We start from the raw sequence: 16,192 nt of genomic DNA on the forward strand, positions 1-16,192 counted from the left end.
ACATGCCGCAACTGACCGTATGCCCGTCCTGTGCCGAACGGCTGGACCCCGAGGACAAGTTCTGCGGCAACTGCGGCACCGACCTGGCGGCGCCGTCGTCCGCCGGTCCCGCCGCATCCGCCGAACGCCGCCGCCCGTGGCAGCCCCCCGTGGACGCCACCGCGCCGGCCGTGCCGGCCCCGCCCGCGCCCCGCGCCCCGGAGCCGCCCGCGCCGCAGGCCCCCGAGCCCGGCACCGATACGTCCGCGTCCGACGAGGACGCCGCGCCCACCGCCGTGGAGCACCTGCCCGAGCCCGCGGACTACGGGCTCGCCCCGCCCGTCCCCGCCCCCGCCGCGGGCGGCCCGGCGGCACCCGGCGGCGACGCCCGTCCCGCGCCGACCCCGCGCCCCGGCGTGGCCGACCCGCGTGAGGAACTGCTGGCCGGAGCCACCGCCGTACCGTGCGCGGTCTGCGGCGCGACCGGATCCGACGCCGACGGCAACTGCCGCGGCTGCGGCCGGGCCCGGCCACGCGGACGCGACCACGTCGAGCGCGAGACCGCCGGTACCGCCGCGGTCACCGACCGGGGCCTGCGCCACCACCGCAACGAGGACGCCTTCGCCCTCTCCGGCACCCGGCTCCCCGACGGCACCCCCGCGACGATCGCCGTGGTCTGCGACGGCGTCTCCTCCGCCTCCCGCCCCGACGAGGCGTCCGCCGCCGCGGCGTCCGCCGCCGACGAGCGGCTGGCCGAACGGCTCGCCGCCGGCACCGAGCCGCGTACCGCCATGCGCGAGGCGCTGCTGACCGCCGCCGAGGCCGTCAACTCCCTTGCCGCGCAGGGGGGTCAGGACACGGACACCCCGCCCGACCCGTACGCCAACGCGCCCGCCTGCACCTGCGTGAGCGCGGTGGTCACCGGCGGCCTGCTCACCGTCGGCTGGGTCGGCGACAGCCGCGCCTACTGGGTCCCCGACGACCGCGCGGCGCAGCGTCCGGCCCGGCTCACCGAGGACGACTCCTGGGCGGCCCGGATGGTGGAGGCCGGGCTGATGTCGCAGGAGGAGGCGTACTCGGACGCCCGGGCGCACGCCATCACCGGCTGGCTCGGCGCGGACGCCGAGGAGGTGGACCCGCACACCGCGTGCTTCGAGCCGGACGCGCCGGGCGTGGTGGTGGTCTGCACCGACGGGTTGTGGAACTACGCCGAGTCGGCCGAGCAGCTGGCCGCCGTGGTCCCCGCCGACGCCCGGCTGCGTCCGCTGGCCTGCGCCCGCGCGCTGGTGCGGGTCGCGCTGGCGGGCGGCGGCCACGACAACGTCACGGTGGCGGTGCTGCCGTTCCCCGGGCCGGGCACGGCACCGCGGGGCGGCCGGGCGGACGCGGACGAGGGGTGAGGATGACGGCGTCGGGAGGGGCGTCGCCGCGGCGCTTCGCGGTGGAGGTCTACCAGAACGAGTACCTGCCCCAGGGCGGTGACCAGGTCGACGCGATCGTCACGGTCACCGCGCACGGCGGCCCCCCGGCGCCGGACGACGGGCCGGTCGCGCTGCGGGTGTGGACGCCGCGCCACGCGGAGGTCGTCTTCGTCAAGCAGGTGGCGCCCGGGCTGCGGGATCTGACCGGTGAGCGGCGTGCGGCGGGCGAGCGGTGCGGGGAGTACCCCACCGGCGCCTGGGACGAGGGGTCGCGCGACTACCACCTGTGCGTCCGGGTCCGCCCGGCCGGCGTCGGCGAGGAGATGCTCGCGGCGCGGGTGTCGCTGGTGGCGCGGGGACCGGCGGCGCCGGTGCTCGGGCAGGGGCTGGTACGTGCTGTGTGGACGGCGGAACCGCCCGCTCCGACCCTGCCGGGCCTGCGCATACCCGTCGGCCCCGAGGATCCGTGGGCCGCCGGCCCGGAGGTGGACGCGGACGAGGTGGCGACCGGTACTGTGCGGCTGGAGCCACCGGCCGCCGGCCCCGCCGGGACGGCGCCGGAGCCCGGTGCGGACGACCCGGCACGGCCGGGCCGCCCCATACGCACCGTACGCGTCGAGAAGTAGCGGCCGGGCCGCCGCCGCGGGAGGGGATGGAGCACGATGCCGACCTGTCCGAACGGTCACCGGTCGGAGGGCGGGGACCGGTGCGCGGTGTGCGGGGCACCGCTGTCACCCGCGACGGGGCCTGGGCCGACGACGGCCGCGGAGGCGTGTCCGCGGTGCGGTACGCCGCGCGAGGGGCGGGCCGCGTTCTGCGAGGAGTGCCGCCACGACTTCCCGGGCGGCGACCCGCTGCCGGTCGGGTACGGGCGGACCACCTCACGGGGTGACCGCCCAGCGGAAACGTTCCCTCCGGACGCGACGGTCGGCGGCGGCCCGACCCCGCGGGCGCGGGCCGCCGACGACGACGGGGACTTCCTGCTGCCACCGCCCGCGCCGCCCGCCACCGCCTCCACCGGGCCGTACGGCTGGCCCGAGCCCCACGAGGAGTCGCCGGAGCCCGGCCCCGAGGCGTGGACGGCGGTGGTCGGCGCCGACCAGGCGTACTACACCGCGATGATGGCCCGCAGCGGCCCGGAGGCGTCGGGGCTGTCCTTCCCCTCCGCCTCGCCGGAACAGTACGTTCCGCTCACCGGCGAGGAGTTCACCATAGGGCGCCGCAGACACAGCGGCGGCGGCCACGTGCCCGACATCGACCTGTCCCGGGCGCCGGAGGACCCCGGGGTCTCGCACCGCCACGCGCTGCTGGTCCGCCGCCCCGACGGCGGCTGGTCGGTGGTCGACCAGGACTCCACCAACGGCACCACGGTCAACCTCGGCGCGGAGCCGATCACGCCGTTCCAGCCGGTGGAACTGGCCGACGGCGACCAGGTGCACGTCGGCGCCTGGACGACGATCACGCTGCGGCGGGGGTGACCCCGGCGGCGGGCGGCCGGGGCGGACGTAGGACCGGAGTCGTCCGCCGGGTGATCTGCGACCATGGAGTGCGAACCCGAGCGAGATTGCGAGGCATCCCACCGTGACCGAGATCCCGCACGGCACGTTGCGGCAGCAGACGTTCTTCGACGCGGTGGGCGGCGAACCGACCTTCCGCCGCCTGGTGCGCCGGTTCTACGAAGGCGTCGCCGAAGACCCGCTGCTGCGGCCGATGTACCCGGAGCAGGACCTCGGTCCGGCCGAGGACCGGCTCACGCTCTTCCTCATGCAGTACTGGGGCGGCCCGCGCACCTACAGCGAGACGCGCGGCCACCCCCGGCTGCGGATGCGCCACGTCCCGTTCCGCGTCGACCGCGCGGCGCACGACGCCTGGCTCGGCCACATGCGTACGGCCCTGGACGAGCTGGCGCTCGACCCGGAGTACGAGCGGGAGCTGTGGGACTACCTGGTCTACGCCGCCAACTCGCTGATCAACACGGCGGAGTGAGGCCGCCGGCCACGGCCGCCTCCATGAGGTCCACCACGATGAGGCCCATCACGTGAAGTGTGTCACACGGGGCTGACAGCGAGCCCCGGCCGCCGTCCGCCGCGCACCGCCACCGAACCGTAGGGCGTACCCAGCCGCAGCCACGGACCCGAGGCGAGCAGCGCCACCGTCCGTGCCTCGTCCGCGGGTTCCGGCGGCAACGGCGCCGCGCCGCCGCCCGGCCCCGCGGTGCCGGCGGTCGCCCGCAGCGGACGCAGGAAGCCCAGCGCGTGCGCGGCGTGCACCGCGCGCAGCGGCAGCCCGGTGCCCGGCAGCTCCCGGGACCAGATCTCCTCGGCCAGCGCGTCGAGCTCGGCACGGGTACGGTCCTGCGGCGCCAACGCCTCGGTGCGGGACCGGAATTCGGCCACCACGCCGGCCGCCGCCGCCCGCACCGCCGTCACCCGCAGTTCGGCGGTGCGCCGCCAGCCACCGCGCGGCGGCAGCAGCCCGGCCCACGCCGGACCGGTCACCTGCGGCGGCACGGTGACCGGGGCCGCCGTGCCGCCCGCGTCGAGCGCGTCCAGCAACTGCCCGGCCGAGACGGTGGCGTCCACCTCGACCGGTTCGGCGAGCCGGCAGGTGCGTACCGACAGCACCTCGCCGAACGGGGGCCGGCCGAAGACGGCGAGCGCCTGGCCGGCGCCCTGGACGCGGACCACGGCGGCCTTGTCCCAGTGGATGAGCCGGGCGAGGTAGGCGGTGAGCGCCGCCGCCTCCGCGCTGTCGGCCGGGTGCACGGCCGTCATGCGGCGACGGCCTCCCCCGCGGGCTCGTCGCGGTAGCCCTCCAGGAACTCGCGCTCCTCGGGGCTGAGCCGCCGCGGCCTGCCCTCGGCGAGGTTGTACGGCACGATGACGGTGACCGCGCGGGCGTAGAGCTGGTCCTCGTCCTTGACCTCGTACTGAAGCGTGGCGGAGGCCGCGCCGATCTTGGTCACCCAGGTCTCGACGGTTACCGGCTCGTGCCGGTGCACCAGCGGACGCAGGTAGTCGATCTCGTGGCGGGCCACCACCGTGCCGCTGGACAGCGACTGGCCGCCCGCCTCCGGCGCCCGCCGGAACATGAAGTCCACCCGTGCCTCCTCCAGGTAGCGGAGGAAGACGGTGTTGTTCACGTGGCCGAACGCATCCATGTCCGACCAGCGCAGCGGGCACCGGTAGATGTGACGTGCCATTGTCGTCGAGCCCCGTCCTCGTCGCGTTCTCGTCGCGTTCTTGCCGTCGCCCGGGGTCAGCCCCGGGTCAGCTTCTTGTAGGTGGTGCGGTGCGGACGCGCCGCCTCCGGGCCGAGGCGCTCGATCTTGTTCTTCTCGTACGCCTCGAAGTTGCCCTCGAACCAGAACCACTTCGAGTCGCCCTCGTAGGCGAGGATGTGGGTGGCGACCCGGTCGAGGAACCAGCGGTCGTGGGAGACGACCACGGCGCAGCCGGGGAAGTCCAGCAGCGCGTTCTCCAGCGAGGAGAGCGTCTCGACGTCGAGGTCGTTGGTGGGCTCGTCGAGGAGCAGCAGGTTGCCACCCTGCTTGAGGGTGAGCGCGAGGTTGAGCCGGTTGCGCTCACCGCCGGAGAGCACCCCGGCCGGCTTCTGCTGGTCCGGGCCCTTGAACCCGAACGCGCTGACGTAGGCCCGGGACGGCATCTCGACCTGGCCGACGTTGATGTAGTCCAGGCCGTCGGAGACGACCTCCCACAGCGTCTTCTTGGCGTCGATGTTGGCGCGGGACTGGTCGACGTAGGAGATCTTGACCGTCTCGCCGACCTTGATGCTGCCCGAGTCCGGGGTCTCCAGGCCCTGGATCATCTTGAACAGCGTGGTCTTGCCGGCGCCGTTGGGGCCGATCACGCCGACGATGCCGTTGCGCGGCAGGGTGAAGGACAGGTCGTCGACGAGGACCTTCTCACCGAACGCCTTGGAGAGGTTCGCCACCTCGACGACCACGTTGCCAAGACGCGGACCCGGCGGGATCTGGATCTCCTCGAAGTCCAGCTTGCGGGTCTTCTCCGCCTCGGCCGCCATCTCCTCGTAGCGGGCCAGACGCGCCTTGGACTTGGCCTGCCGCCCCTTGGCGTTGGAGCGGACCCACTCCAGCTCGTCCTTGAGGCGCTTCTGGCGCTTGGCGTCCTTCTGCCCCTCGACCTTGAGCCGGGCGGCCTTGGTCTCCAGGTACTTGGAGTAGTTGCCCTCGTAGCCGTGGGCCCGGCCGCGGTCGAGCTCCAGGATCCACTGGGCCACGTTGTCCAGGAAGTAGCGGTCGTGGGTGATGGCGACCACGGTGCCCTGGTACTGGGCCAGGTGCTGCTCCAGCCACTGCACGGACTCGGCGTCCAGGTGGTTGGTGGGCTCGTCGAGCAGCAGCAGGTCGGGGGCCTCCAGCAGCAGCTTGCACAGCGCGACGCGGCGCTTCTCGCCACCGGAGAGGTTGGTCACCGCCCAGTCGCCGGGCGGGCAGCCCAGCGCGTCCATCGCCTGCTCCAGCTGGGCGTCGAGGTCCCAGGCGTTGGCGTGGTCCAGCTCCTCCTGGAGCTTGCCCATCTCCTCCAGCAGCTCGTCGGAGTAGTCGGTCGCCATCTGCTCGGCGATCTCGTTGAACCGGTCGAGCTTGCCCTTGACCGCCGCCACGCCCTCCTGGACGTTCTCCAGCACGGTCTTGGACTCGTCCAGCGGCGGCTCCTGGAGCAGGATGCCGACGGTGTACCCGGGAGTCAGGAACGCATCGCCGTTCGACGGCTGCTCAAGACCGGCCATGATCTTCAGCACCGTCGACTTACCGGCGCCGTTCGGTCCCACGACACCGATCTTCGCGCCCGGCAGGAAGCTCAACGACACGTCATCGAGGATGACCTTGTCGCCGTGCGCCTTGCGCGTCTTGCGCATCGTGTAGATGTACTCAGCCAAGAGAAACCGTCCGGCAGATCGATCCGAGGGTGGGCATACGCATCCCATCTTGCCGTACGAAGCCGAAGCGGAGGAAACGCGGTGGTGACCGGGACCGCCGCAGGGCTCCCCCGGGGGTGGCGCCCCGGGGACCGTGCGGGTTCCCCGGAGCCTTGGGGGCGGGGCGGAGGTTTTCGGGGGGCGTCCGGACGGGCCCGGGGCGAGGTGGTGGCGATCCCGGGGTGGTGGCGGCCCGGGGCCGGGGACGGACGTGTGCGGCGGGGTGGTTCGGGTGCGGGACCCCCGGGCCGCTCCCGTGGCGGGGCCCCGGGGCCGGGTGCCCGCGCATGCGGCGGCGTGCCGGGGCCGACGTCGGGGTTGATGGACGCGGGCGGGGTCCGGGTGGCCCCGGCGGTGCCGAGCGCCCCTGGCCAGCCCTACGCGCCGGGCCGTGCACCGGGGCCGGGACGGCGGACGCCCCAGGGGTGGCCGACGGCGGCGGGCCGAGCGGGGTCAGCCCTCACGGGACGGCGCTCGGCCGAGATCCATCGTGCCCCCCGTGTACCGCATCCCGTACTTCTCCCCGATCCCGTTCACCTTCGCCAGATCCATCGCCCCCTCCGGCGTCCGTACGTCCGACCCCGCCGCGAACAGGTCCTCCATGAAGCGGTCCCACCCGCCCGGCGTGGAGACCTGCAACGCCCGTGCCGGCGGCTGGGACGCGTTCCTCATCGCGTGCGGCACACCGTGCGGGAGCAACGCGCACATGCCCTGGGTCAGCCGGTACGTCTCCCCCTCGAAGTCGACCTCCATCTCCCCGTCCAGCACGTACACGAACTCGTCCATCACCTCGTGCACATGCATCGGGATGTCCACGTCCAGCCGGTTCTCCAGAACCGCCAGACGCCCCTCGCTGTCCCCGGTGGCCACCTTGACCCCGAAACCGGGCGGCAACGGCACCCGGGTCGGCCGGTTCTCACCCGCCCCCAGCACGACGAACCGGTCGGCGGCGGCGTCGGACGGCTGCTGGAGGCTCACATCGGCGGACATGGCAGGGCCCCTCCTCGTCGGTCACCCATGACGGAACGCATGGACGCGGAACGCTCGGAATCCGCAGTGCTCACCTCATCACCATAACCTCGAACCGGAGATTTTTCTCCGCTTATTTTTCGATACCCCGAGACGCTCACCCCCTCACGCCGTCTGTCTACGATCGCCCCATGTCCCCCGAGCCACCCCTGCGCGCCGACGCCCGGCGCAACCGCGAGAAGATCCTCGCCGCCGCATGCGAACTCTTCCGCGAACACGGCACCGCGGTGGCCCTGGACGACATCGCCCGCCGTGCCGGCGTCGGCATCGGCACCCTCTACCGCCGCTTCCCCGACCGCGACGCCCTGATCCGGCAAGTCGTGCTCGACGGCTTCGAGATCTGCCGCGCGGCCGTAGAGACCGCCCGCCGCGAACTGGCCGCCCCCGCCGCCGACCCTCTCCAAGCCCTGGAACGGCTCTTCCACCGCGTACTCGGAGAACGCGACCGCCTCGTCCTGCCCCTCATCGGCGGACCACTCGTCCGCGATCCCCAGGTCAGGGAACTCCAGCACGCGGTCCGCGACGCCGTCGAAGACATCCTGGCCGCCGGGCGGGCCGCCTGTGCCCTGCGCGACGACGTCACGTCCGAAGACCTCATCGCTGCAGCCGCGATGGCCTGCCGCCCCATGCCTCACCTCCCCGGCGAACTCGGCCACGCCCTCGCCGCCCGCCACCTGGCCGTCTACCTCCACGGCCTGCGCCCCGAAGGCGCCCGTCCCCTCCCCGCAGCACCCGCGAGCCACAAGGCCTTCGGCCAACGCCTCGCCATGGACAGCGCCCCCGCATCGCAACCCGACGCCCCCGAACCGACCCCCTGACCCACGCCCCGCCGCTCACCACCCCCGCCGGTCCCGCTCCGCCCCCTGCACGACGTCACCATCGCCCGCCCGGCCCCCGGCCGACGCCGCCCCGATCCCCCGGCGGCAACCACTCAACTCCCTTGTTCCGACGTCCGGAACGGACAACTGGTGCCCCGGACGCCCCATCGGCACCGCCTCCCAACCGGAGGTCACACCCGCCTCGGGATCGGACACACCACCGGCGGCACCGCCTGAGCCGCCACCTCCCCCAGCACCGCTCGTGCCGCCGGAACCGTGGACCCCCGCGGCCCCCACGCGCCGCCCGCACCCACCTCCGGCCCCGGCGGGCGAACCACACCGAGCCCCCGGCCCGGCCATCGCACCCGCGCCCGGCGGATCTCCTGGACCGCCCCCGGCCCTGGGCGGAAAACGACGCGGGCCCCGGCGCGGTATGTCGCGCCGGGGCCCGGTCAGTGCTGGAGCGTTACTGACCCGCGCCGGCCGACTTCCGCTTGCGGAAGAAGAACACCGTGCCGCCGCCGACGACCACGAGGGCCACCGCGACACCGGCTATGACCGGGGTGGCGCTGCTGCTACCGGTCTCGGCCAGGTTGGAGCCCCCGGTGGTGGAACCGCCGGTGGCCGAACCGCCCGCCGAGGCCGAGCTGGGCGCCGGAGACGGGCTGGCGCTGCTGCCGCCCGTGCTACCGCCGTTGCTGCCCGCCGTCTTGCAGTTCAGGATGCCGTTGAAGGTCTTCTCGAACCCCTTGGGGCCGGAGATCTTGATCGCGTAGTGCTGGCCCTCCTTCACCGGAACCGTGACGGTTTCGGACTTGCCCGGCGCGACGGTGTACTGCTTGCCGGCCAGGGTGAAGGTGAAGGCTTCGTCACCCTTGTTCGTGGTGACGACGTCCACGCCGTTCTTGGCGCAGTCGACCATCGCCGAGACCGCGGGTATCGGGCCCTGCTTGGCCCAGGTGGCGGTCGCCTGCGCGGAGACGCTGCTGTCGCTGGAGCCGGCCAGGATCTGGGTCTGGCTGTGCGAGTCCGAGGTGGCGTCGGCGCTGGCGTCGGTGAACACCCGGCCCACCGGGAGCGAGGTGGTGGCGTGGACGTTCAGCGTGGCCGAACCGTCCGGGGTGCCGGCCGGGACGTCGAAGTAGAGCTTGGAGCCGTCCACCGCCGAGGTCACCGGCTTGCCGTTGGCGTCGACCACCTTCACACCGGACTGACCGGGCTGGGTGACCTGGGCCGACTTCGCGTTGGTGTGTACGGTGACCGGGCCGATGCGGCTGCCGGACTTGCCGGACACCGCGGGCAGGGTCAGCGACAGGGACGCCCCCGGCTCGCTGCTGGTGTCGGCGTGCTGGTAGAGGTAGTCGGCCAGCTTCTCGGCGTTCTCGTTGTCCGCCGTGACCTTGGCGTGGTCCGAGTAGCGCCAGATGGCGACCTGCGTACCGGCCGCGGCCTGGCCGGCAGTCAGGCTGGAAACGCCGATCTCCTTGGCCAGCGCATCGCTGTCGACGCTCGGGAACGAGTGGGTCAGGATCCACTTGATCTTGCCCGCGTCGGGGTTGCTGCCCAGCGAGGAAGCGCTCCAGGCCACCTCGTGGTAACGGGCCCTCTCCTGCGTCGGGTTGTGGATGTCGATGCAGTAGGTCTTGATGTTGCCGCCGTTGTCGACGCTCATCTCGAACAGGCCGGCGCGCACGTGCTCGGGACCACGCGGCCCCTCGATGGTGGCGTTGTCGGCGATCGTCAGGCCACCCAGTACGGCGGTAGCACCGCCGGCCGCCGGGGTCTCGTCAGCCACAGCTGACCCGGTGCCGACCACCGCGCCCGCCGCGACCAGGCCCGACGCCAGGACTACGGCGGCAAGGCGGGAAGTGGCCCGCCTTCCTCCTCTGAACATGGATTTCCCCTCCGGGCGAGACAGGTCTGAGGTGCGTCTCGCCAGCAAAGATCCGATCCCCCGTGCTACGTCCACGGATCCTAGGAACCGACCGTGTGACGACCATCCGGTTTCCCGGCCGCTAACGCTTTCGAATCTGAATCGTTATCAAAGTCGAGTGTAATCAGGGAATTATCGATAAATCCCTGAGCCGACTCCCATGAACCACGGTCTCAGACCGCTCCCCTCCTCCGGTCACGTCCGTCCCCGCTCGGCCGGAAGGCGCCTCCCGCCCCCGGCTCCACCGGCCCCGGCCGCCCTGCCCCGGCCGCCCGGGCCCGCCTGTGCGAACCGCCTCGGCCCGCCGCGCGTCCGACCGTGCGAGCCGCCTCCCACGGCTCGCCGGCCACCCGCCCTACGAGACGAGTTCCGGTGCGCGAACGGCCTCGGAAGCAACCTCGTCCCGTTCTTGGTCGGCCGCAGCCTGTGCCTTCTTCGCGCGGCCCGGCGGTTTCGGAGGCGTTGTCCGCTGCGGCGGGGCGAGTTCCGCCGGCGGATCGGCCAGTTCCATACGGAGCCGTGCGGTGCGCCGGAAGGCGGAGGTGCCCCGGTTCATGTCGTGGCCGATCGCCGCGGCGTCGATCGCCACGACCGTGTACGTCTGCCCCTTGTCCTCGCGCTCGACGATGCGCAACTTCCCGTGCACCACCACGGGTTCACCCACTCCGACGGAGGCCGCGACGTTCTCGGCGAGCGCGCGCCAGGCCCATACCGTGTAGAAGTTGGTGTGTCCGTCGGCCCAGCGGTCGGTCGCGCGGTCGTAGCGGCGCTCCGTGGCGGCCAGTCGGAACCGGGTGTACGGCACCCCGGTCACCGATTGCTTCATCTCCGGCGCCGTGGCCACGTTTCCCGCGACGGTCACGAATGTCTCGCTCATGGTTGGCTCCTCCCCGGCGCCGTACTCCGGCGCCCGTCTTCGACAGAGGCTTGCTGCTTTCCGGGTCGCCCGGCGCCTTGATGCCAGGGCTTCCCCGCCTGAATGAACCCGCCTGCCGGACGAGGCCCGCATACGCGACGGCCTGCCTTCAAGGCGATGGATTCCGGCGATGTGGTCAGCATGCACGAGCCATCGGCAACGTGGTGAAGACGCCCAAAATCTGTGGAACGAGGGCTAGTTGTGGATAACTCGGCCACCCCTCAGAGGGACTTCCCTTTACCGCCCCGCGGCTACGCCGTACTGTTCTCGTACCTCCCGATATCGCAGCAGCTCGGCCGCGATGGGTTCGAGGACGCGGGCCCGGCCGCAGTCGGCGGCGGCGTCCCGCAGGCGGCGTTCGGTGCTCTGCCCGTACCGACGCGCCGGTCCCCGACTCCCCGCGCGGCAGGCCCAGGCCAGCACCGGGCCACCAAGCACTCCCACACCGGCAAGCACCGCCGGCAACCAGACCGGCAGACCAACCCATCCACCTACTACAACACCCACCCCGGCCAGGCCGGCCACGGTCAGCACCGCCAGCAACCACTGTGCCGCCCGGGCCACCGACCACCACCTCGGCCGTTCCATCTCCGTGGCCTCCGCCTTGGCCGCGGCGACGTCCAAAGCCTCGGGCAGCCCACGGGCCCCGCGCCGGGCCGCCTCCCGTACCGCCCGGGCCCACGGCGTAGGCAGTCCCTCGGCGGCGGCGTCGGCGACCGTGCGCACGGCTTCGTCCACCACCGGGCGGGCCGCGGCGGGAGCGGTGGCTCGGCGTGCTGTCGTCGACGGCGGGGGCACGGCACGGCGGCGCAGCAACCGGACGCGTCGGCGACCGTGCGGGGCCAGGCGTGACCGCCACGTCCCGCAGGCCCGGGCGGCCTCTGCCGACCAGGCGCGTTGTGCGGTCTGGCCGGCCGCGGCGGCGCCGATCGCGTCGGCGAGCCGGGCCACGAACTCCTCGCGGGCCGCGTCGGTGAGTCCTGCCGTGCCGGTGCCGATGTACGTGGGCCGGAGGCGTTCGGTCTCGCGGTCCAGGTCGGCGGCGAGCCGGCGGCCTGCCGCGGACCGTTCGGCGACCACTTGGGCGATGACGTCCGTCAGTTCGTCCAGGCCCTCGCCGGTCAGGGCCGAGACCGCGAGCACGGCGGCGCCCGCCTCGCCGTGCTCACCGACCGCGAGGCCGTCCTCGTCGAGCAGGCGCCGCAGATCGTCCAGGACCTGCTCGGCGGCCTCGGTGGGCAGCCGGTCGACCTGGTTGAGGACGACGAGCATGACGTCGGCGTGCTTGGCCAGCGGGCGCAGGTAGCGCTCGTGCAGTACAGCGTCGGCGTACTTCTCCGGGTCCAGTACCCAGACGACGACGTCGACGAGGTCCAGTAGCCGGTCCACCTGTTCTCGGTGCCCACGGGCGGCCGAGTCGTGATCAGGGAGGTCGATGAGGATGAGTCCGTCGAGTTCGACGGCGGCGCCCGGTTCCGGCCGGAGGTCGCGTTGGGTGTCGGGGGTGTGCTGCGCGGCCGTCCGGAGCGGCCGGGGATGGTTCGCGGGAGCCGACCGGCCTGCGGCGGTCTCGGCCGTCCCCCGCCGTGCGGTCCTGGTGTGCCGTACGAAGCGGGCGTGCGGGGGGATGGCGAGCCGGTCCATCAGGGCGGTCGCACCGTGCGCGTCCCAGGCACAGGCCACCGGGGAAGAGGTGGTGGGGCGGCGTACCCCGACCTTGGAGAGCTCGGTGCCGGTCAAGGCGTTGAACAGCGACGACTTGCCGCTGCCGGTGGCTCCGGCCAGGGCGACCACCGTGTGGTCGAGGGAGAGCCTGCGGCGCTCTGCGACGCGTTCGACCAGGGTGCCGGCGTGGGCCAGCACGTCGCCGTCGACCCGGGTGCGGGAGAGGCCGACGAGTTCGGCGAGGGCGTCGACGCGTTGCCGGAGCCCGTCGGTGCGCTGCGGGGCGAGTCGGGCGCCGCCCGCCGGACCGCCTCCGGAGCCCGGGCCGACGCCGTACCACGCGGTGTGGTCACCTGGCTGCCGCGGATCGCGGTCGACATCGTACGGATCCGGGTGTGAATGCCGGTCGTGGGGGCCTACGGAGCGGGGCGGTTGTCCGGACGTGGTGGTCACCGCGGTCACCTCACCTTCTCCAGCAGCGAGTAGCCGGCGATGAGCGATGCCTGCTGCTGCGATGCCACGTCGAGTGTGTCGAGAGGAATGAGCCGGCGGTCGCGTTCGCCGGAGAGGAGGTCGTCCACCAGGGTGTCGAGTTCGTCGCGGGCCCGGTCCCGCATGCGGAGTGCGGCGTGTGCGCCGAGCATGTCGGCGAGGTGCTCGCCGGCGCCGCTGCCTCGTCGGCCACCGAGTGCGGCGGTGCTGAGCAGGGCGGCGACCTCTTCGGGGTCGGCGGGCGGGCGTTCGCCGTCGCGGGCGAAGCGCACCTCTTCGTAGGCGAGGTCGGTGACGACGGTGCGCCAGCGCTGGACCGTGGAAGTGATCCGGGCGGTGACCCCGTCAGCGCCGCCCGGGCCGGGGCCGCCCGGCCTCGGCACCCAGTCCATGGCGGGCAACCGGGGGCGGCCGGCCAGGAGCGCGCTGCCGGCCGGGTCGCGGCGCCAGCGGTCCGCCGCCTGTTCGTCCGCGTCCTCGATCACTGTGCGCAGCAGGGCGGCGAGGCCGTCGGTGAGGGAGGTGTGCAGCGCGTCCGGTCCGCAGGCCGGGTAGCCGCGCCAGCGGGCGAGAGCCTGGCCGGCGAGGGTGTCACCGTCGCGTACCGCGGTGGCGACCCGCTCGGCGGCGGCACCGTAGGCGTCGGTGACGTACCCGGTGAGGCGCACCACGGCCGCGTGCTGGGCGGCCACCGCGCCGGCCAGCGCGGGCACGCGGGTACGCAGCGAGTTGAGCACCCCGTCGAGCGTGCGGCGGGCGGCGACGTGCCGGGCCGCCGGGTCCTGCGTGCAGTGGTGCAGCCAGTCGCGCAGCTCCGCCACGGCGGTCTGCGGCAGGAGTCCGCCGCCGTCCGCCGATTCCGGCAGCTCGGGGACGGTGAACCGGGGCACGTCCCCGAGCCCCGCCTTCGTCAGCAGCATGGCGTAGTGGCGGGAGACCTCGTCGGCGACCGGGTGCGGTACGCGGTCGAGCACGGTGCCGAGCGTGACGTCGTACTCCTTGGCCGAGCGCAGCAGGTGCCAGGGGAGAGCGTCGGCGTACCGGGCGGCCGTGGTGACCAGGATCCAGATGTCGGCGGCGCAGATCAGTTGGGCGGCGAGGTCGCGGTTGGCCGTGACGAGGGAGTCGATGTCGGGGGCGTCCAGCAGGGCCAGGCCGGGGGGCAGGAGTTCGGAGACGGTCAGTCGCAGCCGGGGTTCGGCGGTGCGGCCGTCCGGGCCGCCGACCTCGGCGTCGCGGCCTCGCCCGTGGCGGTGGTCCGGATCACGGCGACGCCGCGGCGGCAGGTCACCCTCGCGGGTGAGCCGGGGCAGTACACGGCGGTCGGCGAACCATTCGTGGTCCTGCGGATGGCACACCAGGACGGGCGTACGGGTGGTCGGCCGCAGCACCCCGGCCTCGCTGACCCGGCGCCCGACGAGCGAGTTGACCAAGGTCGACTTGCCGGCCCCGGTGGAGCCGCCGACCACCGCGAGCAGCGGCGCGCCCGGGGAGCGCAACCGGGGCATGAGGTAGTCGTCCAACTGCGCGAGCATCTCCTGCCGGGTCCGACGGGCCCGTGGCGCGCCCGGCAACGGCAGCGGAAAACGTGCGGCATCGACGCGGTCGCGCAACACCGACAGCGCGTCGAGCAACTCGGGCCGTACGTCCAGGATCACCACATGCGAAGAATGCCCAACTTAGGGCGTTTTTTGAAGCGCATCCGGCACCCGTTCGACACCTTCTACCCACCCGGCTGATCCCGTTTGGTCCTATTTGTTAACAATGAGGCAAGAGAGGGGTGCGTGACGACGGCATAACGACTGCACAACACCCGCCGCTCAAGGCGCCAAAAGCGATGCGCGATTCGCACCTACCTGCGATTATCAGACCGCTTCACCGAACCTCCACATCGTGTCACGGAGGTGAAGCAACCGGTATGAGGTCCGCAGAGCTCTATCCTTGACCCCGGCAAGGTCACGGAACCACCGCGCCCGCCAGTACCACGGCCCGCTCGGTCGGAACCGCAGGCACCGGGTCCGGAGAGCCCCCGCGGCCCCAGCCCGGCCCCCGTAGCTCAGCGGATAGAGCAGGTGCCTTCTAAGCACTTGGCCGCAGGTTCGAGTCCTGCCGGGGGCACCCAGAACATGGGAAGCCGCTGGTCCGGCGGCTTCACGTACCGTGTCGGCACGGTACGCTTCCGTTGCCGCCCGGGCTTCCTCCGAGCCGTGGGCCAAGTGCTTCGTGCGGCCCGCGAGGGTCTCGGCGGTATCGGCGTTGATCGTTACTCGCAGCAGCGCCTCTCCCCGTTCGCGGTTGTAGCGGACTTCGAGCTGGAAGGCGTCGTACAGCTCGCGCTGGGCTTCGGCGGTCAGCGAGCCGAGTCCCCTGCCGAGTTCGGGCAGGAAGTCGAGAAGCGCGGCGTCGGTGTCGGCGGCAGGCCACTGGGTGGCTTCCTGGCCGGCGAGTTGCTTCTGGAGTCTGGTCTTGTCGCGTTCCAGGGTGGCGAAGCGTTCCCGGATGGCCTTCCGGTAGGCCGCGGTGGTCTCTGGGTTCTCGTCGCCGGTGTCGGCCAGCTCGTCCATGAGGCGTGTCTGCTTTGCCGTCAGTTGGGCGATCTGCTTGCGCAGCGCCTGGGTCTGTCCGGCGGTGACGGGCTCGGGGTCCGGCGTGCTCTTCGCCAGTTGGGCGGCGAGGAGTTCTCGTCTTCGTGGTCCGAAGATGCGGGTGGCGAAGAAGTCGTGGACGGCGCCGATGAGGGCTTTCTCGCCGATCCAGACACTCTTGGGGTGGGTGGGGTACCAGGGTGCGTGGCGGTGGTGGCGAGGTTGGGGCTGGCAGGCGTAGAAGGACAGCCCTTTGCGGCTTTTGCCCGAACATGCGTCGTCCGCACAGGGCGCAGATGACGTAGGAGCGCAGGAGGTAGGTCCGCTTGGTCTGTGGGTGACGGTTGGGCTGCGCCCCGGGCCGGGATCCCTGGCGGAGCTTGGCGATGGGT

13 protein-coding genes, 1 tRNA gene and 1 pseudogene are annotated in these 16,192 nt (G+C 72.9%); 7 read left to right on the top strand and 8 right to left on the bottom strand.

Going from position 1 to position 16,192, the window contains the following annotated elements; all coding sequences use genetic code 11:
- The first annotated feature begins 2 nt into the window (after positions 1-2).
- From SCATT_RS08235 to SCATT_RS08250, 4 genes and pseudogenes are all read left to right on the top strand, one after another.
- The gene (locus SCATT_RS08235) at positions 3-1,379 is read left to right on the top strand and encodes a PP2C family serine/threonine-protein phosphatase (protein ID WP_014142535.1); all 1,377 of its coding nucleotides are present in this window, start codon (positions 3-5) and stop codon (positions 1,377-1,379) included.
- Positions 1,380-1,525: 146 nt separating this feature from the next.
- Positions 1,526-1,828: pseudogene (locus SCATT_RS39390) on the top strand (hypothetical protein); the annotation flags it as partial.
- A gap of 234 nt (positions 1,829-2,062) precedes the next feature.
- Positions 2,063-2,878 (top strand): FHA domain-containing protein, encoded by an 816-nt coding sequence (locus SCATT_RS08245; protein ID WP_014142538.1) that lies wholly within the window; start codon positions 2,063-2,065, stop codon positions 2,876-2,878.
- 103 nt (positions 2,879-2,981) lie between these two features.
- The gene (locus SCATT_RS08250) at positions 2,982-3,386 is read left to right on the top strand and encodes a globin (RefSeq protein WP_014142539.1); all 405 of its coding nucleotides are present in this window, start codon (positions 2,982-2,984) and stop codon (positions 3,384-3,386) included.
- A 62-nt stretch (positions 3,387-3,448) separates the two neighbouring features.
- On the opposite strand, the gene SCATT_RS08255 is transcribed toward SCATT_RS08250, so the two are convergent.
- The 4 genes from SCATT_RS08255 to SCATT_RS08270 form a co-directional block, all read right to left on the bottom strand.
- Positions 3,449-4,174, bottom strand: a complete 726-nt coding sequence (locus SCATT_RS08255; RefSeq protein ID WP_014142540.1) for a hypothetical protein — start codon at positions 4,172-4,174, stop codon at positions 3,449-3,451.
- A complete protein-coding gene (locus tag SCATT_RS08260; protein WP_014142541.1) occupies positions 4,171-4,602 on the bottom strand; it encodes an acyl-CoA thioesterase in 432 nt (143 codons plus the stop codon). The genes SCATT_RS08255 and SCATT_RS08260 overlap by 4 nt, the downstream gene beginning before the upstream one ends.
- Before the next feature lie 56 nt (positions 4,603-4,658).
- Positions 4,659-6,323 carry an energy-dependent translational throttle protein EttA gene (gene ettA / locus SCATT_RS08265; RefSeq protein WP_014627702.1) on the bottom strand — a complete coding sequence of 555 codons (1,665 nt, stop codon included), beginning with the start codon at positions 6,321-6,323 and terminating at the stop codon, positions 4,659-4,661.
- Between the two features lie 492 nt (positions 6,324-6,815).
- Complete coding sequence (locus tag SCATT_RS08270) at positions 6,816-7,352, bottom strand: cupin domain-containing protein (protein ID WP_014142543.1); 537 nt, start codon at positions 7,350-7,352, stop codon at positions 6,816-6,818.
- Between the two features lie 170 nt (positions 7,353-7,522).
- Between SCATT_RS08270 and SCATT_RS08275 the strand changes: the two genes are divergently transcribed.
- A complete protein-coding gene (locus SCATT_RS08275) occupies positions 7,523-8,209 on the top strand; it encodes a TetR/AcrR family transcriptional regulator (RefSeq protein WP_014142544.1) in 687 nt (228 codons plus the stop codon).
- A 466-nt stretch (positions 8,210-8,675) separates the two neighbouring features.
- Here the strand turns inward: SCATT_RS08275 and SCATT_RS08280 are convergent, their stop codons facing one another.
- The 4 genes from SCATT_RS08280 to SCATT_RS08295 all read right to left on the bottom strand — a co-directional run bounded on the left by SCATT_RS08280 (position 8,676) and on the right by SCATT_RS08295 (position 14,867).
- Positions 8,676-10,103: an LAETG motif-containing sortase-dependent surface protein gene (locus SCATT_RS08280; protein ID WP_014627703.1), complete on the bottom strand. Its 1,428-nt coding sequence runs from the start codon at positions 10,101-10,103 to the stop codon at positions 8,676-8,678.
- A 394-nt stretch (positions 10,104-10,497) separates the two neighbouring features.
- Positions 10,498-11,019, bottom strand: a complete 522-nt coding sequence (locus SCATT_RS08285) for a single-stranded DNA-binding protein (RefSeq protein ID WP_014142547.1) — start codon at positions 11,017-11,019, stop codon at positions 10,498-10,500.
- 276 nt (positions 11,020-11,295) lie between these two features.
- Positions 11,296-13,176, bottom strand: a complete 1,881-nt coding sequence (locus SCATT_RS08290) for a GTPase (protein WP_231905054.1) — start codon at positions 13,174-13,176, stop codon at positions 11,296-11,298.
- A 5-nt stretch (positions 13,177-13,181) separates the two neighbouring features.
- Complete coding sequence (locus SCATT_RS08295; RefSeq protein WP_041825048.1) at positions 13,182-14,867, bottom strand: dynamin family protein; 1,686 nt, start codon at positions 14,865-14,867, stop codon at positions 13,182-13,184.
- 393 nt (positions 14,868-15,260) lie between these two features.
- Between SCATT_RS08295 and SCATT_RS08300 the strand changes: the two genes are divergently transcribed.
- Together SCATT_RS08300 and SCATT_RS39395 are read left to right on the top strand one after the other, a co-directional pair.
- Positions 15,261-15,333: transfer RNA gene (locus SCATT_RS08300), tRNA-Arg, on the top strand.
- An 89-nt stretch (positions 15,334-15,422) separates the two neighbouring features.
- Positions 15,423-16,100, top strand: a complete 678-nt coding sequence (locus SCATT_RS39395) for a hypothetical protein (RefSeq protein WP_042507558.1) — start codon at positions 15,423-15,425, stop codon at positions 16,098-16,100.
- The last annotated feature ends 92 nt before the right edge of the window (positions 16,101-16,192 follow it).

Source organism: Streptantibioticus cattleyicolor NRRL 8057 = DSM 46488, from assembly GCF_000240165.1.
Taxonomy (GTDB): Bacteria; Actinomycetota; Actinomycetes; order Streptomycetales; family Streptomycetaceae; genus Streptantibioticus; species Streptantibioticus cattleyicolor.

Excerpts from the sequence above, each read along its gene's own strand:
- SCATT_RS08255 (WP_014142540.1), bottom strand. The coding sequence starts at position 4,174 with ATGACGGCCGTGCACCCGGCCGACAGCGCGGAGGCGGCGGCGCTCACC.
- SCATT_RS08245 (WP_014142538.1), top strand. The coding sequence starts at position 2,063 with ATGCCGACCTGTCCGAACGGTCACCGGTCGGAGGGCGGGGACCGGTGC.
- SCATT_RS08260 (WP_014142541.1), bottom strand. The coding sequence starts at position 4,602 with ATGGCACGTCACATCTACCGGTGCCCGCTGCGCTGGTCGGACATGGAT.
- SCATT_RS08275 (WP_014142544.1), top strand. The coding sequence starts at position 7,523 with ATGTCCCCCGAGCCACCCCTGCGCGCCGACGCCCGGCGCAACCGCGAG.
- SCATT_RS08280 (WP_014627703.1), bottom strand. The coding sequence starts at position 10,103 with ATGTTCAGAGGAGGAAGGCGGGCCACTTCCCGCCTTGCCGCCGTAGTC.
- SCATT_RS08235 (WP_014142535.1), top strand. The coding sequence starts at position 3 with ATGCCGCAACTGACCGTATGCCCGTCCTGTGCCGAACGGCTGGACCCC.
- SCATT_RS08285 (WP_014142547.1), bottom strand. The coding sequence starts at position 11,019 with ATGAGCGAGACATTCGTGACCGTCGCGGGAAACGTGGCCACGGCGCCG.
- SCATT_RS08270 (WP_014142543.1), bottom strand. The coding sequence starts at position 7,352 with ATGTCCGCCGATGTGAGCCTCCAGCAGCCGTCCGACGCCGCCGCCGAC.